Genomic DNA, 23,315 nt, shown 5'->3' with positions numbered 1-23,315 from the left:
CATTAAATAATTTTTCCTGATTATTTCAGGATAGTAGAAATAATCCTATACTACCTCTCATTAAACAGTTTTATTGAACTAAGACCTTTGAAACCTGACAAATGATATTTTAAATGACTTTCCATAAAATTTATTGCTTTACGTCTTATTAGATTACCAAAATTATCAGCCGATTCATTGTTTTTTAGACATTTTAAATACTCCAAAAGTTCCAAATTTACATCATAAATATCAACCACTGATTTTCTACATTCACCACAAATCAATCCTTTTTCAAAATTATAGAACAATTTTTCGTTGAATTTAGTTTTACCGCAGATTGCACAGGCATCGATCTGAATTTCAAATCCGGTCTCTTTAAGAATAAAAAGAAAAAACCTGCCAAAGCTGATTTCTGGTGCTTCATCACCCGTATTTAACCGCGAAAGTATTCTGGTTGTAGCCTTGAAAATTTTTTTATTCACCTCTGAATCTGCCAGGATATACTTGACAAGCTCAATTACTGCCAGTGCGTATTCTATTCTGTCAATATCACTTTTAATCCGCTGGTAATGTTCAATCAGATCAGCTTGCGAGAGTAATTGAATTTCTCTTGATTCCTTTTTGTAGAAAACAATCGAAAGGTAATTCAGGGGGTCAACAATTTTTCCATACTTTGATTTTGGTGATCTTGCCCCTTTAACAATGAGACTTACTTTACCATAATCTTCGGTAAATAATGACACGATACTACTTGTATCGCCATAGTTCATCTTGCTCAGAACTACGGCTTCCGTTTTAAGGATTTCACTCATCGGATGAAGTTGTATGGAAAAGTAAATAAACCTTCTTCTGTTATAATTCCTGAAATAAGATGGGCGGGAGTTACATCAAAAGCAGGAGTGAATGCATCAAAATTTTCGGATGCGATAAGCACATCATTTATATAAAAGAGTTCTTTCTTATTTCTGTACTCGATTACTATTTCTTTTCCTGATGGAATTTTTCTATCAATAGTTGTAGAAGGTGCTGCGATGTAAAATGGAATATTATGAAAGTTAGCAAGTATAGCCAGATTGTATGTACCAATTTTATTAGCAGAATCACCGTTGAGCGCAATCCGGTCAGCACCTGTTATTACAAGATCAACTTTTCCTTGTTTCATCAGTTCAGCAGCAGATGAATCTGTCTGCATTGTAAATGGAATCCCGCTCCTGTCGAGTTCGAAAGTTGTTAGTCGTAAACCCTGCATCAAAGGTCTGGTTTCATCTGCAAAAACATGGTTTACTAATCCGTTTTCAAAAGCAGTTTTTATAATTCCGAAAGCAGTACCAAGTCCGCCGGTTGCAAGCTTTCCTGTGTTGCAGTGAGTCAGCACATTTGATATCTGTTTGAACAGACTCAAGCCGTTCCTTCCAATACGCAAACAAAATTCTTCGTCTTTCTTATGAATTTCAATTGCCTTTGATTTTAAAATCTCGTATGCAGAAGTTTTATCCGTAATGTTCTCAAACGCTGCTTTCATTTCATCTAATGCTTGAAACAAATTAACTGCAGTTGGTCTTGTTTCAGCTAATCGTTTATAAGCAGAATTAAATTTATGTTCAATGTCAGATTTGATATTCTTTAGTGAGAGAGCAAGCGCGTAGGCAGCAGCGATTCCAATTAATGGTGCGCCTCGAACTTCCAGTTTCTCAATTGCTTCGGCAATTCGAATGTAATCATCAGTCTCAATATAATTTTCTTCGAGTGGAAGTTTTGTCTGATCGAGAAACGTCAGCTTATCCTGCTCTCCATAGGAGTCCTTATGGACAAATCTTACGGAAAAGTACTCAGTTGGTTTCATCAAAGGTGGATAATTTCTTGAATTCTCTGAACCGATCCTGTATTTGAAGATAGGATAAATCTTCTAAAGCTTTCGTGCTGAATTTTTCGACACAGAATGAAGCCATTGCGCTGCCGTATATCACTGCTCTTTTTATATTATCAGAATCGAGTTCTCTTGTTTTATGTAAATAGCCGATGAATCCACCAGCAAAAGTATCACCGGCACCGGTTGGATCTAAAATTATTTCCATTGGATATGCAGGCGCAGAAAATATTGTGTCTTCTGTAAACAGCATTGCACCGTGCTCGCCTTTTTTGATGATCAGAATTTCGGGACCCATCTGACGAATTTGTCTTGCAGCTTTTATCAGGTTCGGTTCTTCAGTAAGCATTCTTGCTTCTGAATCATTCAGGATAAAAACATTTACACGCTTTAATAATTTTATCAAATCCTGTTTCATTAAGTTTATCCATAAGTTCATTGTATCGCAGACAACAAATTGCGGATCCGAAACCTGGTCGAGCACTTTCATTTGAAGAATTGGATCAATATTGCCAAGGCAGATATATTTTGCTTTTCTGAATTTTTCGGGAATTATTGGATTGAAATTTTGAAATGCATTCAACTCAGTGAATAATGTATCACGGACATTCAAATCGTAGTGATACTTCCCTCCCCATCGAAATGTTTTTTCGCCTTCGATTATTTGCAAGCCTTCAAGTCCGATGTTATGCTGTTCAAGCATATCGATATATTTTTTAGGAAAATCATTCCCAACGACACCAATTAACTCGACCGGAGCGGAGAAGTAACTTGCAGCAAGTGAAATGTAGGTGGCTGAACCTCCAAGAGCGTCATCTATTTTGTCAAACGGAGTTTCAACGGAATCTAAAGCAACAGAACCAACAACGAGCAAACTCAAAGCAATCCTTAAATTTTATTATGAAATGATGCGAAAATTAATCAATTGATGTTTTAATACATAATTGGAGGAGTACAAATGCAAGTTAGTCACTCAATTTTAATTTCAACAAAGTGGAAGAAACTTTTTTCGTTCAGAAAATAATCTTCAATTATCTGCACCGCTTTACGCTGACCTTCCCACGCAAGAAATCTCTGTGCTGTCGATTTATCAACCCATTGATATTCTGTGTGTTCTTTACTCAATTTAATTTCATCCGCTTCAACTCTCGCTGCGAACACGGGAAGCAGACAGATGTATTCATCTTTCGGTTCGTAGAAAGAATTTACTGTTGGTGCAACCCAAAGCTGAACAGGAACCAATCCTGTTTCTTCCTTAATTTCTCTCAACGCAGTCTGATAAGCTTTTTCATTTTGTTTTATTTTGCCAGTTACCATTTGCCACAAACCGGGATAAGGCTGCCCTTCAGATCTTTTCAGGAGGAGAAATTCAATTTTACTTCCTGTAGTTTTGAAAATATGTGCTTCAATCAATGTCGATACTATATTCATAATTATTCCTTTGAAAACAATTTTCTAAATTATTTATTAACGTCTTCAAATTAAGATTGAATGATTGATTGAATAGATTGAACAAATCAATTTTTACTCACTCATTCAGCCAATCAACCAATCAAACAATCGGTATTACTTGGGCTCAGAAATACGCTCTCGCTTCAGCTCTTGCTGTGTGAACAACTCTGCTTTCACCCTGCAATCTTCCGTCATAACCGACTGTAGTTTGCAAGAACGATGCAATCCTGTAATCAAAATTCAAACGCCAATAATAATTCTTCCCTATCTGATTTCCATTAAGCATCTCATAGGGAATTATATTTTCCAATGTATTTACTATCAACTCGGTTCTTTCAATTTCAATTCTTAATCTTCCTGTTTGTGCAAAAGAAAGATTAAATCTGCCAAGCTGTGAATTCAAATCAATTACCGTCGGCGATTCAGGAAAATTATCTTCGCTTTTTCCGACTTTAATTTTAAAGCCCACTTCAACATTTCCAACCGGTCGATATGAAAAATCTGTTGTGATATTATTGTCCAATATCTGCCTGTTTCTTGTTGACGGCTCAGGTGCCGAAACGTCGTCAGTCAAATTAACAAAATCAGTTTGATTGCTGACTTCTTTGATCATTTTAAACCTGATCCTTAAACTCCTTTCCCTGTTGTAACCGTTCTCAACACCGGTATTAAACTCACTCATTGCTAATCTCTGCGAATACCTGAATCTGAAAGAAAGATCCTGCCTGTTTTCATTTATAAAAATATCCTGCTGAAAAAAGTTTGCTCCACGAATCGTAACGCCTTCCTGCTGAAAAAAATTAAGCTGAAGCAAATAGATTTTTGAAAGGTCTTCCTCACGGGTAATCTCTTCAATTCTCCATGATGTTTCAGTAGATAGCGGTTCGAGAACTGTACCGATAAAAGTATTCTTATCAAATATATCAGCGTATTGAATTTTCCATCGTGTATTTGTCTTCAGATTTATGACAGGAAAAAGTTCATCAGTTGGAAACGTAATGAGTACATAATCACCATCAAAAAGTGTTGGTTCAAATTCAGTATCATCGGCTATTCCATTATTATTCAAATCACCGAGGAATTTATAATTACCTGTTCCCTGCTCCACACGCACAAATATTTTTTCGAGCCTGGCTTGCTTTTCCGTTGACACTTCATAGTAAAGATCTCCGTTGAGGATATTTTCCCAAAAAGCAAACTTCGATTGTGATCTGACAAGCAGTTGTTCCGTATCCAGATAACCAAATTGCTTGTAAGTCTCTGAATAATTTTTATTCCTGATCGTCAGATTTAAAGTTGTTGATACTTCCTCAATTCCTCTGTAAGCGAGATCGTAAATCTGTGCTCGCGCAATTGATTCTTTTGCCATATTTCCAGCCAGAGGTAAATAATCATCACGACGCGAATATTTTGCTGTGAAGCTGAATCCCTCAATCTCAAGAAGCTGCAGATATGGATTCAGTTCATAATACTCAAGACTTCCAGCAATCAGTGAATCTTTGTTTGCTCCATAACCTTTTTTGTTTTCAGCGAGATAATTGAATCCCGGTTTTATCAGATTCCAGAAAATATAATGAGCATCACCTGCGTGACGCCACCAATCAGTTGTGTTATTTTGATTTTTTGTGTCAACATAGTCGAGATTATAGAAAATGTTGTATGTGGTTTGGTCAAAAAACCTGATTGCATTGTTATATCTGTTTGACTGAAACAAATCTCCTCTTTTCAGAAATCCTGCCAATGAAGTGATGCTCAACTGCTCAATCGGAATGAGATTTAAACGAGCTTCTCTAAATTGCTCATCTTCCTGTGTCGATGAACCTGAAGTGTTGTATATCCGGTCAAACTCAACTTCGTTGAACCTGTCAGTTGAAGTAAATTTTTTGTTGATGAATCTTTCTTTGTAGGAAAAATCCTGCCTTGCCAAGATTAAGCGAACCGAGACTTATATTCGATGGAAGAACTTTTAGAGAAACATTTGCCGCGTAACCATAATTATCTCCGTCATCAAGATTTGAAAACCTGTTTTTGTCCCAGAGACTTCCCGCATATTCCATATCAAGCTGAACATTTTCCAAAGGTGCAATTGATGTGGTTAAATTTCCCAACTGCTTTAACTGTGGAAGCGGAAGAAAGATTACAGGTAAATAACCTCCCTGCTTAATTCCAACGAAGCGAAACTGTCCAAGTGCTTCACGAATATAATCACCGTTTCCTTCACCGACATAACTGAATGAAACATTGTATACAGAAAGAGTATCTCCCGGGTTATACAAGTAGTAAGTAAACAATTCATTATTTATCAGAGTGTCAACTGCCTGGTAAATGCCTCTTCTAATTCCTAGTGAATCCAATGCTGCTATTGATACTCCGGACTTCACTGCATTAAGAGGATCATCACCTGCCTGCTCAAGTATTTGTTTGTCTTCTTCGGACAAAGCAAAATCGATTGGGGCATCCTGGTCATCGCCTTCCTGCAAATACTGGAATGCAATTTTCATTTCATCATTTATGAATAACGATTGTCCGCCTGTACCGAAAAAATTCCTGGAATATTTCCGGTCAGTGTATTCAAAATCGACTGCAATCCTGCTGGCATTTGTAATTAATCTTTTGGGAGTGAAAGTTATTGTTGCGTTCGAGTATTCGATTATGTAATCGTTATTTTCACCGCGAACCATTTCAATTCCATCCAGGTAAACTCTCTCAGTTCCGGCGAGTACGACAATATCTTTCTCTCCACTCAAACCAGTCAGGTTATAAGGACCCTGGACTTCATCTGTTCCGTTGAAATTAATTGAATTGAATTTTCCACGCTGTCCCGCAACTGCAACATAACCCTGGTGCGGATTGAAGTTCACAGTTCCCATCAACCCCTGAAGCTTACGGTTGATAACACCAAACTCACCATTCCGGTTTGTTAAAGTATAATCACCAAAAGTTCCTGTAGCATTCTGATGTTTTATCTGGATGAATACATTGTCAACTTCCTCAAGCCGTTCAGTGTTTCCTTCCGGCTGGATGGGAGTGTTCTGGTCAGTCAACGCTGCAACAATTTCAATGTCTTCAGTCAAGTTTCCGGATAGCTGAAGACGCAATCCGCTGTTGAGTGAAAAATCCTTTGTTGTTCCGACTGTGAATCCTCTTATCAACGTTCCACTTTTCTGCATGCCCGGACCAAAAATATCTTCCGGGGTAAATCCTCCTCCTTCAGTCTGAACAACCTGCAGAGTATCACCGCGTCTTTCATCGTACTTGAGCACTAACGAACGTTTTTTATACTCCTTCTTCAAACCGATTTTAATTGTTTCGTATGTAATTATCAAAGTATCGAAGATTGAATACGGCAAAGTATCGGACAAAGTAAACGTTGCTGCTGAATATGAAAAATTATAATCCGTAAATCTTTCGAGAATACGGTTACGCAGCTCAATCTTTTCAGAGAAAGGAATAATTGAAACGCTGGATATATTATAAAGGTTATTAAAATTGATCGGGATTGTGTCGCTGATAGAGATAGTATTATACTGATTCTGAGCTAATACTTCAGGTAAAGCAGGGATTAACAGGAATAATATGACGATGCGAAGATTGCTTAATTTCAAAAGCGAAACAAGGATTTTGATTTTGAAATGTAAATTTAAGCAGCGCTATTATCAAGTCCATATTGAAAGTATGGAGATTATGTAATTACAAATGAGTTGATAAAATGGTTGATTTTAGAACAGGCAAGACCTAAGTTTGAGGTGCAACTATTAATACAACTTGCCAATTATGGTTTTTCGTTTACGGGAGAACGATGAAATCCTGCAGAGAGAATATGGAGTAGATTATTATCCAGCAAACACAAGGATGATATATATGCACAACATATTTTCAAATATTTACTTTTTAGCTAAAAATAAAAGAAACTGGAACTTAGATATGCAACTGCACGCATATCTACGTTCTCTAACTAATAATTCCGTGCAGTATAAGTAATAGTTAGGTTGCTAAAAAAATGTAGGTGGTATATGAAAAAATATCTTATTCTTTCAGCATTTATTCTAATAATTTTCTTTTATGGTTGCGATGGATTATTAGCAGTGCGTGGATATGTGATTAATGATAGATCTATTAAGTCGCACATTGTTGCAGATAGTCTGTTTAATTCGCTCCATTTATCAGACGGTATTGAAGGAGCGTTTATTCTGATTGATCCAAACGTTCAAGATTCATTATTCAATAGGGAAAACATTAAACGATATGGATTTGTAACATTTAGTGATAGTATTGGATATTTTGAATATCAATCAACAGTACCACCTGGAAAATGGGATGCAGGTATTGTAGTTTCAAAAAATGGTTACGTAAACGATACGATTTATTTTAATTCTAATACACGTGAATCTTATTGGTCAAACTTTGTTATCAGTCTTAAAAAAAATAATTAGAGTAACAACCTAACCCGTGCCTCAAGCCGAAAGCATTTTCGCATTTGGCATTTGTGCGGTTTAAAAAGTAGTTGCTCCGTGTAATCTTTCTGGGTAAAGGTTATACTGTTAAAAAAGTTTGTTCTAATTGTTAATTATATATTGTTAATTAAACATTGTTGTGTGGGGCTTCGGCTTAGGCACAACGCCGTTATATAAATCTATAATTTACTCATACCTCAACGCTTCAATAGGATCAAGGTTAGCGGCTTTGTAAGCGGGATAAGTTCCGAAGATAAGTCCTACAACTACACACATTGAAATACCGATTACTACCCAGTCATAAGGAATTGCCATTTCTGCATTTAGGAAGCCACCAAAAAAATTACCGACTCCGATACCTATTGCAATTCCGATTATTCCTCCAATAAGACAAAGTATTATCGCTTCAATTAAAAATTGTATCAGTATGCTTGAATTCCTCGCACCGATTGCTTTTCTTATACCTATTTCACGCGTTCGTTCTGTAACAGAGACAAGCATAATATTCATTATACCAACACCAGCGGCAATTAATGCAACAAGAGAAACTGCAAGTGCACCAATTTTAATCGGTCCGGTTATGTCATTCACCTGACCGATGAGCGACTCATTACTGAAAACTTCAAAATCATTCTCTTCGTTTGGTCCAATCTTTCGTACCATCCTCATATAGCCGATTGCAGATTCAATTGTGCGTTGATAATCTTCCTGGCTGTTTGCCATTACAGTAATATCAACAGTCTCGGCTCTCTTTCCATAAATTGTCTGGAATGTTGTAATTGGAAGGACAACATAATTATCTACTGTCTGCCCGAAGAAATCTGGTTTTTTCTTCAGCGTACCGATAACTCTCAATGGATATCCGTCGAGTTTGATTATCTGTCCAACCGGCTCCATATCATAAAGAAGTTTTTCAACGACAAAATTTCCAAGCACACAAACATTTGTTGAATATTCAATCTCGTTGCTTCTGAATTCCCGTCCGTCTTCGATTTCAAGATTGAGTGAAGCATAAACTCCTTCAGTTACTCCAACAACGTAGGTATTTGGGTTAGTCTCCCTGTTTCCGTACTTAATAATCTTCCCTCCGACACCCTGGTAAGCACCAACAGTCTTTGCGTCTTTCATCATTTCTTCAAAACGATAAAATTCTTCCAATGTTATGTCTTTTCTATTCCTGTACTTTTGATGTTCTTCGTGACCACCTGTCTGGATTGGAGGCCATTTCTGTATTTGAAAAGTATTTTTACTGAGGAATTGAAAACCCTCACTGATAGTATTCTGAAGCATCGTAACGATTGTCATCACAACAATTATTGAAAATATTCCAACAACAACTCCAAGAACAGTAAGGAGAGTTCGCAGACGATTAGTTTTAAGTGATTGGAGTGCAAGAAAGAAAAGCTGACTGAAGCGCATTATTTCCCCGAAATAGAAATCTGATTAATTTAAATTTATTTCTAATGCAAAATAATATTTAAGGACAAATTAACCTCTGCCTTTTATGAAGTTGTAGCACAACTAATGTTTTCTCGATACTTTTTCTGATATCATCAGAAAAAACTCGAAAACCAATCACGAAAAAGGTTCTCGAGTAATGAAATGTATCGAGAGAACCTTTTGAGAAAACTCCGAGGGAATGAGGTCACTCGTATCTCAGCGCTTCAATCGGATCAAGATTAGCGGCTTTATATGCCGGGTATGTTCCGAAGATAAGTCCGACTATTACACACATGGTTATCCCGATGACGACCCAATCGTATGGAATTGCCATTTGTGCAGTAAGAAAACTTCCCGCAAAATTTCCGACACCGATACCAAATGCAATACCCGCAATTCCTCCCACAACGCAAAGTATTACTGCTTCAATCAGGAATTGTATAAGTATGCTTGACTTCCTTGCACCGATTGCTTTCCGTATTCCAATTTCTTTTGTACGTTCAGTTACTGATACTAGCATAATATTCATAATTCCAACTCCGGCGGCAATCAATGCAACAAGTGAAACAGCCAGTGCACCAATCTTAATCGGGCCGGTAATAGTATTAACCTGTGTTATCATTGATTCATTGCTGAAAATGTAAAAATCATCAGGTTCACCTACAGGTACTTTTCTAATCTTTCTAAAATGACCGATAGCTGCCTCGATAACATCGTTGTAAGTTTCCTTACTTGGTGCGGTAACGGTGATGTTTACACTTCCCCTATATTTACCATAAATTGACTGCCAGGTAGTTATAGGCATAACAATGTAGTTGTCTCTGCTTTCTCCGAACATTGCTGGTTGTGCCTGTAATACACCGATGACTTTTAGAGGCTGGTTGTCAACTCTGACTGTTTGCCCTATAGGATTTAGATTAGGAAATATTTTATCAACTACTTCCGGACCGAGCAGACAAACGTTTGCGGAGTATTCAACATCATTCTCTCTTAAATCTCTGCCGTAATCAACATTCCAATCGTTTGTACGCATTGCATCAACAGTGGCACCGGCAACACTAATGTTCGGATTTGTTTCAAGATTACCGAACTTCACAATTTTTCCAAACCGCCATTGCTCTGCACCAACGTATTGTGCAGATGTGAGTAATTCTCTTAATCGTAAAGCTTCATCAATCGTAATATCTTTTCTGTTCCTGTCACTGCGATTATGACCCGGACCCTGCATTGGTTCATGCTTTTGTATCTGGAAAGTATTTTTGCTCAGCATTGATAAGCCATCTTCAATGCTGTTTTGAAGCATTGTAATGATGGTCATAATAACAATAATGGAAAATATTCCAACTACAACACCAAGAATAGTAAGCGAAGTTCTAAGCTTGTTATTGATGATTGATTGAACGGCGATTTGGGTGAGCTGGTTAATTTTCATTTACTCATACCTCAATGATTCAACTGGATCTAATTTAGATGCCTGATAAGCCGGTGCGAATCCCGAAAGAATTCCAGTAATAGCTGACACACCGATTGCGATTATCACAGCATCAACTTGAACTGATGTGGGAAAATATTGATTCAAAGCCATGCTTCCCAGGATTGCGGCGATCAGTCCTGCTATGCCACCAAGTAAACAGATAGCTGACGACTCCAATAAAAATTGAGTGAGTATGGTTCTTTTCTTTGCACCGATTGCTTTCCGTATCCCAATTTCTTTTGTTCTTTCACGGACCGAGACAAACATAATATTCATAATTCCGATTGCACCAACAAAGAGAGATAAACCGGTTATGATTAGTCCTGCAATCTGTATTACACCAACAACCGAATTGTATTCAGCCATTAATCCTTCCTGCTGATTTATAGAGAAATCATTTTCTTCATCATACTTAAGTCCTCTCACTTTCCTCATAACACCTTCAGCTTCAGCTTTTGTTTCTTCGAGCAATGCAGGATTAGGCGCACGAACGTTGAATGTTACAGTTCCTCTATGTTCTGCAATAAAGTTTTAAATATCGTTCCAATGGGAATAAATACCTGGTTATCGGGATTGAATGGTCCAAGAATAAAGCTTCCCTGCTCAGCTAAAATTCCCACGACTTTAAAGTTTGCATTTCCGATTTTAATTGTTTTATCAAGACCATCACCTCTCGGGAAAAGTTTTTTGAAATTTCACTTCCAATTACAGCAACCTGTCTTGATGCATTGCTTTCAACTTCATTATAAAATCTTCCCTGATCAAATGTGAAGTTAGTTGTTTTAACATAATCCGCATTTGAACCGTTGAGAAAGACGCCGTCAACTCTTTTATCCCCTATTTTAACAGTCTGTTGAGAGTTAATGACAGGTGCAACGGCTAATGGAAGCTTTGCGAGAGATTTAAAATGTTCATAGTCTGCCATCGTAATACTTTTACGGTTACGCAGCTTCCACCATTCTTCATTTGAGAACCACGCCCATTTATCAATATACAATACATCCGAACCTAAAGCACTGATACCATCCTGGAAGGAATTATCAATTCCTTTAATTGCAGTTGACATAAGTACAACCACAGTAATTCCAATAAAGATACCGAGCATTGTAAGTGAAGTCCGAACCTTATTGGCTTTAAGTGCACGAAAGGCAATCAGCAATCCTTCTTTCAGTTCAAAAAGTATGAATCTCATATAATAACCTGTTCGCTTTTATTGTTCAATAAAATTAAAACATCACCCGCCGAAATCAACGTATAATTCTTTCCCAAAAAATAAATTTCAATCATCAGCTTAAAGTAGCTTGTCTGGGTTTAGGGATATATCTGTTTTGTACAGTTTCATCTTTTTCAATAAGACCATCTTTCAGTCTGATAATTCGTGCAGCATGTTCAGCAATGTATTCTTCGTGAGTTACAAGAATTATTGTATTGCCTTTTTGGTGAATCTCGTTGAATAAATGCATTATTTCTTCGCCTGTTTTAGAATCGAGGTTTCCTGTCGGCTCGTCTGCTAGTATAATTGAAGGATTTGTTACCAGGGCTCTGGCAACTGCGACACGCTGTCTTTGTCCGCCTGAAAGTTCATTTGGTTTGTGGTGAACTCTGTCTCCAAGTCCAACATCAACTAAAGCTTTGAGTGCTTTCTCCCTTCTTTCATGGTATGAAACACCTGCATAAATTAATGGAAGCTCGACATTGTGGAGCGCATCAGATCTTGGAAGAAGATTAAATGTCTGGAAGACAAATCCGATTTCCTTATTTCTTATCCTTGCAAGTTCATTATCATTCATCTCGCTAACATTTACTCCGTTAAATTCATACTTGCCGGAAGTTGGTGTATCGAGACATCCAAGCATATTCATAAGTGTAGATTTACCAGAACCTGATGGACCCATGATAGCAACGTACTCATTTTTATCAATCCTGAGTGAAACATCGCGAAGAGCATGAACTTCCTCCAATCCAACCTGGTAAATTTTAGCAATATGTTCTATGTTAATAATGTTCATTTTACTTCCTGGATTGGTTAGTTTTCTTCGTCGGCAACCATTTCCTGGTTCCCTTCTCCACCTTTTTTATCTTCAACTCTTACTATAGAATCATCTTCCAATTCGCGTGAAATAGCACGGTAACTTCCTGAGATTACTTCGTCTCCTTCTTTTAATCCACTTTTAATTTCGAGATAATTGTCATCACTGATACCCGTTTCAACCACAACCATTTTTGCTTTTCCATTGTTAGCAAGAAATACCACTTCCTTTGGCTTATTCATCTTAGGCATTTGTCCATTTCCACTCTCAGATTTTTCAACCTTTGTTGTATCTTTTTCTTCAGGAATATTTGTTCTCGCAGTAACACTCTGGATCGGTACACTGATTACATCTTTAACCGTTTCTGTTTCAATGTCAGCATTACAGGACATACCGGGACGAAGATTAGGATCAAGGTCTATCAAATTGATCTTAACGGAAAAATTCACAACCTGTTCCTGAGTTCCAAATCCAGTAGCTTTTGCACTATTGCCTATTTCTACTACGGTTCCATGAAAAATTTTATCACCAAAGGCGTCGATTTTTACATTTGCCGTATCACCTACTGAAACAAGAACAACATCATTTTCATCAACGTCAACTACTGCCTGCATTTTGCTAAGATCTGCGACGGTCATAATATTTGTTCCTTGGCTGAAACCGCTTCCGAGAACTCTCTCAGCAAGTTCAACATTGAGCTGAGTTACAATACCATCCATTGGAGCATAAATTGTTGTTTTATACAAAGTCTCAAGAACTTCCCGCAACTGGGCTTTGCTTTGAAGAACATTTGCTGCTGCTGCATCATAAGAAGCTTTTGAAGTAAGATAATTTGTTTCTGCGGCTTCCAATTCAGACTGGCTTGCGAGACCTTTGCTGTGAAGTTCTTTAACACGATCATACTCGAGCTCAACTCTTTTCAATTCAGCATCACGCATTTGCTGTGTTGCTTCTGCCGATTTGAGATTAGCTTCAAGTCTATCCTTCTGAGCCATGTATTGATCGCCTTTAATCTTAATTAAAAGCTGACCTTTTTTTACGATGTCTCCTTCTTTTACAGGAAGGCTGATAATCTCTCCGGTTACTTCCGGAGTGATCACAACTTTAAATTCTGGATCGATCGTTCCGGTAGCTGTTACAGTTTGAGTAATGCTCCGCTTAGCAACTTTTCAGTCTGCACCAGAATAATATTTTCCTTGCTGCCACCCGCTAAGGCAACGATTACCAGGATGAGAACAAGAAGACCCAATCCACCAAATATGAATAGTTTCTTCTTTGATTTTTTTCTTTTTCCGTTTGCCATTCTATTTATCTCCTAAGAAAGTCTATTGTTGTTCATAAATTTTATAATCCAAAATGCCGAGGTAATACCTCATCTGCTGGCTTTGTACGATGTACGCGAACTGAGCATTTAACAGGTTTGTGAGCGCATCAGTGTAGCGCGAATTAACTATCAATACATCAAGCAACTTGCCTGAACCGAGAGCATATTTTTCTTCTTCTATCTTCAAATTTTCTCTTGCAGCAGCAATGTTCTTTTCGCTTACAACCAATCCTTTTTGAACAGCTTGTAAATTCAGGAAGGTCGTTTTGATTTGTCGTTTTATATCTCTTTCAAGATCACTCATTTCAACTTCGCTGATTTTTGACTGAACTTCAGCGAGCTGTACTCTGTTTGTAACCGACCATCCTAAGAACAAAGGAAAGTTTAGGCTCAAACCGAAACCGAGAGTCTTTGACTGATCGAGAGTCGAAAGATTATCTGTGTAAAGTGAATAGCTGCCGTTTGCTGTTAAACTTGGCCAGTGTCCGGATTCTGCGATAGTCACCCCTTCTTTTGAACTCTCATAATTTAAAACAGCGCTCTGGTAATCGTATCTTTTATTCATTGCTTGAGTAACAAGATCTGAAATATTCTCGTAATCACTCAACAGATCAGAATTCAGGATTTCAGAATCTGTAGTTGTAAGTGAATCAGAAAAAACATATTCCTGCAGAACATCCTCACCAAGGTAGAATAATAAATCCTTCTTCGAAGTTTCTAGCTGATTTTCCGTTCTTATCAGTTCAAGTTCCGCATTACCCTTTGCAACTTCCTGCTGATAAACATCTGCAAGCGTTGCTGCGCCGAGCCTGTTTCTTTCTTTAATTGTTTCAAGATTTTTTTCATTCCATTTTAAATCAGCTTGCTTAACACGTAGAAGCTGTTCGGCATAAACTACATCGTAATACAATGACATCGTCTGGAACACAATATCCTGCTTCACTCTTTCAAGAGAGTATTGTGCAGACTGTAATTCATTTTCAGTTTTTGAAAGCTGAGCGAAATTTGCCAACCCGTCGAAAAGTGTCCAATCTGAATAAACTGAACCTCTGTAATTTCTGGAAGTTGATGTTGTGCTGACTCTTGGAACGGGAATTCCATTTATCACAACCGTACCGACTCCTTTTACATCCGATCGTGACCAATCCCAGCCGGCACTTAAACCGAGCGAAGGTAGAAAATTACCATATGCTGCCTGAACACTGGATTCATAGCCTTCAATCTGGCTTGAACTAATTATTAATGATGAATTTTTATGAAGAGCAATGCTGATTGCTTTTTCGAGTGTCAGTTTTTCCTGACTGAATGAAGAACCAGCTATAATGAATGTAAAAAAGATTATTAGAATAGATCGCATTCTTATCTCCGATTTAAATTTTTCCCTGATTGATATATTAGACAGTTAGATAACATGCAATGTTACATTATTTTATTGAATGAATAAATCCCATTGCAAAAATATTAAAGTGAATACTGCACTTATGTGATTAACATTATAAGCGGTAGTATTATTATTTATTCGGTTAATATTACTGGAACTATTTAGCTTAACCTGACTTAGTATCGGCACTAAATCGCCGCTTGAATAGCTGAGTTAAATTGCAGTATATTAGTCACAACAAATTAAAGGGATAAAAAGTGCAAACAATTTCAGGATTTTTAATTAAATCTGTAGCAATAATACTTGTGCTCACGGTTACCATACTTTCATCTGAAACATTCTCTCAGAGTAATCTCAGAATATTTGATGTGCCCGGAGGCGGTAGCGGCGGAACAACTCAAACTGATGATAGCAATGACAATTCTACACTATTGATTGTGGGCGGACTTGTTATTGCAGGCATCCTCGCTTATGCATTATTCTTTAAAGAAAAGAAAACAGAAACTGACACAACCGCTGCATTAACTTCACCCAGTTATTTAAATGTATCCAGATTGGAATCCACAGAAGAAGAATTACAGAAAGTACAGGAGCAAATTCCGGTTGATATTTATATGGATATCAGAAATGATGAAGCAGTTATAAATAACAGGATGTATCAGCTTGGTGTGCGGGTAAAATTTTAATCGATCAGTTCTGAAGCAATTCGTCTTTTGTTTTTAACAAATACTCATAGGCTTCTTCATAGTTATTTCCGATTATTCCATCGAGAATTGCTTCTTCAATTGCTGTTTTAATCTCGCCTACTTTCTTTGACGGTCCAATGTTGCAAACCTGCATTATAACATCACCACTAACCGGAGATTGGAAAGCCCGCAGTTTATCTTTTTCTTTTACCTCAAGTACTTTTTTAACGACGATTTCATAATTCTGAAGATAGCGTTCAACTTTTTCAGGATTTTTACTGGTAATATCAGCGCGGCAAAGTGTAATTAGATCATCCAGGTCATCATCAGCAGCAACAATTAACCTGCGTATTGCTGAATCGGTTACTTCATCGCTAACTAGTGCAATCGGACGAAGATGTAATCTAACGAGCTTCTCAACATATTCGAGTTTTGTCAAAGGTAATTTCATTCTTTTAAAGATTGATTTCATCATTCGTGCACCGATCTCTTCATGTCCATGGAAAGTCCAGCCAGTTCCTTCAACAAACTTTTTGGTTCTTGGTTTTGCGATATCATGGACTAGCGCAGTAAAACGAAGCCATACATCATCTGATTTAAGTGAGATGTTGTCAAGAACTTCGAGCGTATGATAGAAAACATCTTTATGATGATATTCTTCTCTTTGTTCAACTCCAACCATCTGGTAAATTTCAGGAAAGACAACCTGCATTACATGAGTATGCTGAAGCAATTTTAATCCTACCGATGGTTTCGGTGATTTCAATATTTTCAGAAACTCATCTGTCTTTCTTTCCTGTGACACTATCTCGAGACGATCCCTGTATTCTTCCGCAGCCTTTAGCACTGAATCATCCACAGTAAAATTCAATTGAGACGCAAATCGGAACGCACGCAAAATCCTGAGCGGATCATCATCAAAAGTAATTTTGGGATCAAGCGGTGTTCTTATAAGTTTATTTTCAATATCCAGCAATCCATTGTATTGATCTATTACCTCACCGAAATTATTTTTCATAATCGATACGGCGAGAGTATTGATTGTAAAATCACGTCGTGAAATGTCATCAAGAAAAGTTCCTTCAGTCACTTCCGGCTTTCTACTCGATCTTTGATATGATTCTTTTCTCGAGGCAACGAACTCGAAGTTCAGTGATTCATAAACGAAGTGTGCTGTTCCGAAAGTTTTGTAAACGACTATATCTTTTATTCCGAGCTGGTTTGCAAAGGTCTGAGCAAAATTCATTACATCGCCGATAACCAGAAAATCAATATCCTTTCCTTCCCTTCCCAGGATTAAATCTCTAACATATCCACCAACGATGTAAACCTCCACTTTCATTCTTTCAGCAAGCTCAGACGCCTGTTGAAAGAAAATATATTTTGTTATTTCAGCACTTACATTCATAAAATTAATTTAATCCAAATGTTGTCTGTTCGAGAGTCGATTCAGAATTTCTAAAAAACCATTCCGTTTTTTTATAGTTCTCTTCTGTCAGTTTAAGCAGATTATCATTCAATTTATATCGTCGTGCGAAGCCGGCCATCTTCCTTGCATTCTTAATATCAGAATTCTTCAACATATATTCAGATAGTTTTAATACTGAATAGCTGCTGATATCGTCCTTTACTACCAAATCATTTTTAAAGAATGAAAGAAAACTCTCATAACTCTCCTCTAAAGAAATACTCAAATCGATCATCAAAGGTATGGAGGAATAGTTGTACGATTTTGAATTTAGTTCCTTAAGAATCGCGTACTTGTCAAAATCACTTCCGAAAACATAAGCTTCAATTTTACCATTTTCTATTAAAGCCAGACGTGTATCAGCAAGCAATTTTAATCTTTTATTCGGATTGTTCAACGATAACGATGAGTAAAGTTCAAAGGCTTTTGCAAGTTCGGAATTTTTAACATACAGTTCAGCCAGACGGAATTTCAAATCAAATTCACTGCTGGTATTTTCAAAAGTACTCACATAAGAATTCAGATTTTGAATCGCTCTAAAGAGAGAGTCGCTATCTTCATAAATTTTAGAAAGTCCGATTACAGCACTATAGTTCTCTGCTTTGGAAAGAATATCTGCAAATATTTTTTCTGATGAATGAAATTCCTTTTGTTGATAAAGTTTCCATCCTTCGTTCAACGCTGAAGCAACGTATCTGGGACACACTTTACTAATGAGAGCTTTTCTGCCATAGTAGTAATTTGCCTGTTCCTTGTTGTATTCTACAGTGAGTGTGTCCAAAAATATTTCGTAATTGTCTGTAACCTCAGCTAAACTAGTTTTAAATGCTTCGCTGAAATTATTTGTCTTATAAAATTGTTTGACTTTTTCAATTCCAAATTGTTCAACTAAATATTGTATGAACGATCCCGAATAGATGTATGATAGACTTGAAACGCTTCCAAAAAAATTAAGATGACTGAATAAATTATTTATATCAATCTTATAGTCATTCTTATATGCAAGAGCTGCCATAAAATGAATAGTATTTTCATCATAAAAACCATCCGCAGCCTCTGCTACACCTTCAATTAAAGCTGGGTTAAATCCTGCAGCAATTTTAAATACTCCGCTACCAAAACCAGCTGTGAAGCAGTGGGCAATTTCGTGCTTTAACGTACTCTCCCATGTATCAGCAGAAACATAAATACTATTAAGCCAAGGTTTGGCAACATCAGCAGCACCCGAACCGAAGAGATTTTTTTTCTGATCGCTGTTGAAGAAAATATACGAAGTAATTTTAGTTTCAGGTTGTTCGGTAAAATATTTAGTCAAATCTGAGTAATAATATTCCTGATTAAGAACAATTAATTCTAATTCTTCCTTCCCGATATTTTTATCTGCGTATATTATGAAGTGCTTTGACTCAACTCGATTTGAAAGAGAGCTTTTTAGGCAAGAATTAGTTGTCGTGTATCCAAAAAGCGGAGAGATAAAAATGTAAAACACACCGCTGAAAAGAATTACAAGAATTAAAAATGAAGTTCTTTTATTGAATGATGCTTCTTTTCCCCACCATCTGATAAAATATTTAAGAATAAGGATGAAGAAGATCAGATTAAATACTCTGTATAAAATGAGATTGAAATCAACAGTTATGCCTTCATCGTAGATGGTACCAGGAAAATATGCGAACAGTGGATTGTATAAATAAATCTGTGGATTAAAGTAAATTTCCAGAATAGGGATAGTCAATAATATCAGCAGATAGATGAGAATAAAAAATATTAATCTAAACTTTTTAACGAAGTGAAAGCTAATCGCACCAATCGCACTTCCGATTACAACAGACGGACTAGTAATGATCAAATAAAAAAGGAGACCATCCCAGAAGGAACAAAATCCAAATACCAATGATTTGATTATTGAAATGATGAATGGAATTGAAAGCATCCACAACCATGCTTCAAAGAGTTGGCTTGTGTTAAAAAAGTTTTTTGTTTTTTCAGAGGATTTAAAAACTGAAATGATATAAATGCCAGAAAGAAAAGATAGAATCAAAGAATTGATTGCTGAAAATTCATAACCGAAAACATTCGTCAATGGAAGTGTTTGAAGAAAAAGATTTACACCTCCGATTACAACTAAGTATAAAATCAGGAAATTATGTTTTCTAAGAAATTCCAACGACATTTTAATATTCTTTACTTTCGATTCTCTGAATATCAGCACCAAGAGATTTTAACTTTTCTTCAATTCTTTGGTATCCCCTGTCAAGGTGATAAACACGTAATACTTCAGTTGTTCCTTCTGCGATTAAACCAGCCAGCACGAGGCATGCACTCGCACGAAGATCCGTCGACATAACTTTTGCACCTTTTAACTTATTCACGCCGGTAACTATCGCAGTATTCTGATCCAGAACAATATTTGCTCCGAGTCTATTCAATTCAGGTACATGCTTGAACCTATCAAAATAGATTGTATCGGTTACTGTTGAAACACCGTTTACGATTGACATGAGTGTTGTCCATTGTGCCTGCATATCAGTTGGAAATCCCGGGAATATGGAGGTAGTAATTGATACGGGTTTTAACTTATCTTTTGTCGCATCAACTGTAATTTGATTTTTCTCTCTTTGTATTACGCATCCGCAATCTTCAAGCTTTAGAAGAACAGCTTCAAGATATTCCGATGAAGTGTCCGTAAGAGTTATTTCACTATTAGTAATCGCAGCCGCAACGAGCAATGTTCCGGTTTCTATTCTGTCCGGAATGGTTTTTATTTCCGTAGAATGTAACTCATCAACTCCCTGAATTTCAAGAGTGTTCGTTCCGATTCCATTAATCTTCGCACCCATTTTCACGAGGAACTCGGCAAGTTGTGTAATTTCCGGTTCAATTGCAGCATTGTTGATTAGAGTCGTACCTTTCGCTAAAACAGCGGCCATCATTGCATTTCCTGTTGCTCCAACAGATGAGACATCAAAATTAATCTTAGCTCCTTTTAAATTTTTAGCTTCCGCAATTATATAACCGTCTTTCAAGTCTATTTGCGCACCTAATTTTTTCATCGCTTCAAGATGAAGATTAACAGGTCGTGGACCCCAGGCACAACCACCGGGTAACGAGACTGTTGCTTTTCCGAATCTTGCTAACAGAGGTCCGAGCACATATATCGAAGCACGCATCTTTTTAACGTGTTCATAAGGTGCGGTAAACTCATTTATACCTGAAGTGTCTATCTCGAGAATTTCATTGTTAAAACTTATATCGGCTCCGAGGTGTTTGATCAGTTTTGACATCGTGTATACATCATTGAGTTCAGGAGTGTTTTTGAGAACAGATTTTCCCGATGCGAGAATAGAAGCCGGCATCAAGGCAAGAGATGAATTTTTCGATCCACTTACTTTTACACTACCGGAAAGAGTCTTACCGCCTTTTATTACAAATTTATCCATATGATTTTTTTATTATTTGATTTGTCATAGCAAAACTAAGAATAAAACTTCGTATTGACAGTTAAAAACATTACTCGAAGAGCCGATTTTATTTCATCATTTATACTGTGTCCCCGACAACAATCATAATTGATAAACACCTCCTCTGACCGTATATTAGTAGCCAATTTTTAAAGATTTACACAGCAAAATAACAAATCTGCGAGAATGGCGGAATTTGGCAGACGCGCTAGACTTAGGATCTAGTACCGAAAGGTGTCGGGGTTCGAGTCCCCGTTCTCGCACACTTTTATTATTAAACAATTCAGAGGTTAATTTGGAGTTCACAGTAAACGATATTTCACAATCGGAAAAAGAAGTTGAAGTTACGCTCAGCTATGATGAAATTCGTGATGAAATAAAATCAGAAGTAAAAAAGCAGACAAGTAAAATTCAGGTTCCGGGATTCAGAAAAGGGAAAGTTCCACAGCATATAATCAAACAAAGATTTGGAGATTCACTTGAGTTTGAAGCATCAGAAAAAGTTGCTAATTCCCGGTTCTGGCAATTGGCAAAAGAAAATGATTTACGTCCAATTGGTCAACCAGTGATGACCGATCTCGATTTTAACATCGAAAAAGACTTTAAATTCAAAGTAAAGTATGAAGTAATTCCTGATATCGATGTAAAAGATTACACAAATCAGTTGATCGAAGTTCCGGATATAAAAGTGACTGATTTAGAAGTCGAAAAAGAAATCGAACATATTTTGCGATCAAACAGTACGCAGGAGGAAACCGATGCAGTTGGTGATGACAATAATTTTATTTTAGATGTTGAACTTACAAGAGTAAATAAAGAAGACCAGCCATCATCAGATTCAAAACCGGATAAAATGCAGATCGATCTATCGAACGAAAGCGTTCATGTAGATATAAAAGAAAATGCAAAAGGGAAAAAAGTCGGTGAGAAGTTCAAGTTTCATTTTCACGATGAACGAATGGTACCGAATAAAGATGGACAGGAAGAAAAAGTAGTTGAGCATTTTGATTATGAAGTTTTGATTCTTGGGATTAAAAAAATTGTATTGCCTGAATTGAATGAAGATTTAATTAAAAAGGTTACAAAAGATAAAATTTCGACAGAAGCTGATCTTCGAACAGAAATTGAAAAAAACATTCAGAATTATTACGATCAACGAGCTGATGAATTCACAAGGAACCAGCTTATTGGTTTAATAATTTCTAAAAATGATTTCACTCCCCCTTCATTCATGGTGGAAAGTATTCTTGATGAAATGGTAAAAAGTGAAGAAGAGAGACTTAAGAAGCAGGGAATGAAAAAAGTTGATACTAAGTATCTCAGGGAATATCTTCAGCCATCTGCATTGAATGAGGTGAAGTGGTATCAGTTAAAAAACGAAATCCTGAAAAAAGAAAAACTTGAAGTCGCAGATAAAGAGCTTGAAGAACTTGCTGCGAAAGATGCCGAAAAAACAGGTCTTCCGATTGATAAGCTTATGAACTACTACAAATCATCAAACCAGATGGAAAGAATGCTTGACCAGAAGTTATTTTCCTTCTTAAAAGAAAAAAATGATATTAAAAAAGTTAATCCTGATAAACTTGCTAAAAAGCAGAAAGAGGAAAAAGAATGAAAGACAAAATAGAAATTTTTAACCAACTCGTTCCTTATGTTATAGAACAAACAGGACGCGGCGAACGTGGAATGGATATTTACTCACGTTTGCTTCGTGAGCGAATTATATTTATCGGTATGCCGATAGATGACCATGTGGCAAGTCTGACGATTGCACAATTAATTTTCCTTGAAGCTGAAGATTCACAAAAAGATATCAATCTTTATATCAACAGTCCGGGTGGAAGTGTGACTGCTGGAATGGCTATTTACGATACGATGCGCTACATTAAACCGGAAGTAGCAACAATTTGCGTTGGAATGGCAGCTAGTATGGGAGCAATTCTACTAGCAGGCGGTGCACAAGGAAAACGTTCAGCTTTGCCACATTCTAAAATAATGATCCATCAACCATGGATTGGCGGATTGCAGGGACAAACAACAGACATCGAAATTCATGCAAAAGAGATGCTTAAGACCAGAGACTCTCTTTACAAAATTTTAGCAAAGCACACCGGAAAATCCGTCGAACAAATTACAAAGGATTGCGACAGAGACTACTTCCTGACTTCAGAAGAAGCTAAAGAATATAAGTTGATTGATAACGTTTTGGAAACACGATTACCGATCGAAAAAAAATAATTTAATGGGGGAATTTATTTCCCCCCTTCCTTTCTTAATTCTCAACAAAATTTATTCT

The 23,315-nt window shown here is 36.8% G+C and carries 17 protein-coding genes, 1 tRNA gene and 2 pseudogenes; 5 read left to right on the top strand and 15 right to left on the bottom strand.

From position 1 onward, the window contains the following. Positions 1-50 precede the first annotated feature (50 nt). The 6 genes from recO to IPM14_16490 all read right to left on the bottom strand — a co-directional run bounded on the left by recO (position 51) and on the right by IPM14_16490 (position 6,906). Complete coding sequence (gene recO, locus IPM14_16515) at positions 51-794, bottom strand: DNA repair protein RecO (protein MBK9099674.1); 744 nt, start codon at positions 792-794, stop codon at positions 51-53. Then, the gene (gene mtnA, locus IPM14_16510) at positions 791-1,825 is read right to left on the bottom strand and encodes an S-methyl-5-thioribose-1-phosphate isomerase (protein MBK9099673.1); all 1,035 of its coding nucleotides are present in this window, start codon (positions 1,823-1,825) and stop codon (positions 791-793) included. Before mtnA ends, recO begins: the two co-directional genes overlap by 4 nt. Continuing rightward, entirely contained in the window at positions 1,812-2,729 is a 918-nt protein-coding gene (locus IPM14_16505; protein MBK9099672.1) for a bifunctional hydroxymethylpyrimidine kinase/phosphomethylpyrimidine kinase, read from the bottom strand. Before IPM14_16505 ends, mtnA begins: the two co-directional genes overlap by 14 nt. 89 nt (positions 2,730-2,818) lie before the next feature. Beyond that, positions 2,819-3,280 (bottom strand): NUDIX pyrophosphatase, encoded by a 462-nt coding sequence (locus tag IPM14_16500; protein ID MBK9099671.1) that lies wholly within the window; start codon positions 3,278-3,280, stop codon positions 2,819-2,821. 145 nt (positions 3,281-3,425) lie between these two features. Continuing rightward, positions 3,426-5,228 carry a hypothetical protein gene (locus IPM14_16495; GenBank protein ID MBK9099670.1) on the bottom strand — a complete coding sequence of 601 codons (1,803 nt, stop codon included), beginning with the start codon at positions 5,226-5,228 and terminating at the stop codon, positions 3,426-3,428. Then, on the bottom strand, positions 5,167-6,906 hold the full coding sequence (locus tag IPM14_16490) for a hypothetical protein (GenBank protein MBK9099669.1): 1,740 nt from the start codon (positions 6,904-6,906) through the stop codon (positions 5,167-5,169). The genes IPM14_16495 and IPM14_16490 overlap by 62 nt, the downstream gene beginning before the upstream one ends. Positions 6,907-7,314: 408 nt before the next feature. On the opposite strand from IPM14_16490, the gene IPM14_16485 reads away from it, so the two are divergent. Then, positions 7,315-7,734: a hypothetical protein gene (locus IPM14_16485; protein ID MBK9099668.1), complete on the top strand. Its 420-nt coding sequence runs from the start codon at positions 7,315-7,317 to the stop codon at positions 7,732-7,734. Between the two features lie 207 nt (positions 7,735-7,941). On the opposite strand, the gene IPM14_16480 is transcribed toward IPM14_16485, so the two are convergent. From IPM14_16480 to IPM14_16455, 6 genes and pseudogenes are all read right to left on the bottom strand, one after another. After that, positions 7,942-9,174, bottom strand: a complete 1,233-nt coding sequence (locus IPM14_16480) for an ABC transporter permease (protein ID MBK9099667.1) — start codon at positions 9,172-9,174, stop codon at positions 7,942-7,944. Between the two features lie 226 nt (positions 9,175-9,400). Further along, entirely contained in the window at positions 9,401-10,627 is a 1,227-nt protein-coding gene (locus tag IPM14_16475; protein ID MBK9099666.1) for an ABC transporter permease, read from the bottom strand. After that, positions 10,628-11,861, bottom strand: a pseudogene (locus tag IPM14_16470) (ABC transporter permease). A gap of 94 nt (positions 11,862-11,955) precedes the next feature. Then, the gene (locus IPM14_16465) at positions 11,956-12,672 is read right to left on the bottom strand and encodes an ABC transporter ATP-binding protein (protein MBK9099665.1); all 717 of its coding nucleotides are present in this window, start codon (positions 12,670-12,672) and stop codon (positions 11,956-11,958) included. A 23-nt stretch (positions 12,673-12,695) separates the two neighbouring features. Beyond that, positions 12,696-14,002 (bottom strand): annotated as a pseudogene (locus IPM14_16460) (efflux RND transporter periplasmic adaptor subunit). 22 nt (positions 14,003-14,024) lie between these two features. Further along, entirely contained in the window at positions 14,025-15,380 is a 1,356-nt protein-coding gene (locus tag IPM14_16455) for a TolC family protein (GenBank protein MBK9099664.1), read from the bottom strand. A 281-nt stretch (positions 15,381-15,661) separates the two neighbouring features. Between IPM14_16455 and IPM14_16450 the strand changes: the two genes are divergently transcribed. Beyond that, positions 15,662-16,090: a hypothetical protein gene (locus IPM14_16450; GenBank protein ID MBK9099663.1), complete on the top strand. Its 429-nt coding sequence runs from the start codon at positions 15,662-15,664 to the stop codon at positions 16,088-16,090. Between the two features lie 4 nt (positions 16,091-16,094). Here the strand turns inward: IPM14_16450 and IPM14_16445 are convergent, their stop codons facing one another. Genes IPM14_16445 through murA form a run of 3 tightly spaced genes read right to left on the bottom strand, consistent with a single transcriptional unit; the run spans position 16,095 to position 20,998 of the window. After that, complete coding sequence (locus IPM14_16445) at positions 16,095-17,498, bottom strand: HD domain-containing protein (protein MBK9099662.1); 1,404 nt, start codon at positions 17,496-17,498, stop codon at positions 16,095-16,097. Between the two features lie 4 nt (positions 17,499-17,502). Beyond that, the gene (locus IPM14_16440; GenBank protein ID MBK9099661.1) at positions 17,503-19,731 is read right to left on the bottom strand and encodes a hypothetical protein; all 2,229 of its coding nucleotides are present in this window, start codon (positions 19,729-19,731) and stop codon (positions 17,503-17,505) included. Between the two features lies 1 nt (position 19,732). Next, entirely contained in the window at positions 19,733-20,998 is a 1,266-nt protein-coding gene (murA, locus tag IPM14_16435) for a UDP-N-acetylglucosamine 1-carboxyvinyltransferase (protein MBK9099660.1), read from the bottom strand. Between the two features lie 201 nt (positions 20,999-21,199). Between murA and IPM14_16430 the strand changes: the two genes are divergently transcribed. The 3 genes from IPM14_16430 to clpP all read left to right on the top strand — a co-directional run bounded on the left by IPM14_16430 (position 21,200) and on the right by clpP (position 23,257). Next, positions 21,200-21,282, top strand: a tRNA-Leu gene (locus tag IPM14_16430). Between the two features lie 32 nt (positions 21,283-21,314). Next, on the top strand, positions 21,315-22,634 hold the full coding sequence (gene tig / locus IPM14_16425) for a trigger factor (GenBank protein MBK9099659.1): 1,320 nt from the start codon (positions 21,315-21,317) through the stop codon (positions 22,632-22,634). Then, complete coding sequence (gene clpP, locus IPM14_16420) at positions 22,631-23,257, top strand: ATP-dependent Clp endopeptidase proteolytic subunit ClpP (protein ID MBK9099658.1); 627 nt, start codon at positions 22,631-22,633, stop codon at positions 23,255-23,257. Before tig ends, clpP begins: the two co-directional genes overlap by 4 nt. Positions 23,258-23,315: the final 58 nt, after the last annotated feature.

The organism is bacterium (assembly GCA_016716565.1).
GTDB lineage: Bacteria > Bacteroidota > Ignavibacteria > Ignavibacteriales > Ignavibacteriaceae > IGN2.
The sequence above is the reverse complement of the archived record's forward strand: the minus strand, read 5'-3'. Positions and strand labels throughout refer to the sequence as shown.

Bases quoted from the DNA above. Each gene is read 5' to 3' on its own strand.
- recO (MBK9099674.1), bottom strand. From the start codon at position 794: ATGAGTGAAATCCTTAAAACGGAAGCCGTAGTTCTGAGCAAGATGAAC.
- mtnA (MBK9099673.1), bottom strand. From the start codon at position 1,825: ATGAAACCAACTGAGTACTTTTCCGTAAGATTTGTCCATAAGGACTCC.
- IPM14_16500 (MBK9099671.1), bottom strand. From the start codon at position 3,280: ATGAATATAGTATCGACATTGATTGAAGCACATATTTTCAAAACTACA.
- IPM14_16485 (MBK9099668.1), top strand. From the start codon at position 7,315: ATGAAAAAATATCTTATTCTTTCAGCATTTATTCTAATAATTTTCTTT.
- IPM14_16480 (MBK9099667.1), bottom strand. From the start codon at position 9,174: ATGCGCTTCAGTCAGCTTTTCTTTCTTGCACTCCAATCACTTAAAACT.
- IPM14_16475 (MBK9099666.1), bottom strand. From the start codon at position 10,627: ATGAAAATTAACCAGCTCACCCAAATCGCCGTTCAATCAATCATCAAT.
- IPM14_16455 (MBK9099664.1), bottom strand. From the start codon at position 15,380: ATGCGATCTATTCTAATAATCTTTTTTACATTCATTATAGCTGGTTCT.
- IPM14_16445 (MBK9099662.1), bottom strand. From the start codon at position 17,498: ATGAATGTAAGTGCTGAAATAACAAAATATATTTTCTTTCAACAGGCG.
- IPM14_16440 (MBK9099661.1), bottom strand. From the start codon at position 19,731: ATGTCGTTGGAATTTCTTAGAAAACATAATTTCCTGATTTTATACTTA.
- murA (MBK9099660.1), bottom strand. From the start codon at position 20,998: ATGGATAAATTTGTAATAAAAGGCGGTAAGACTCTTTCCGGTAGTGTA.
- clpP (MBK9099658.1), top strand. From the start codon at position 22,631: ATGAAAGACAAAATAGAAATTTTTAACCAACTCGTTCCTTATGTTATA.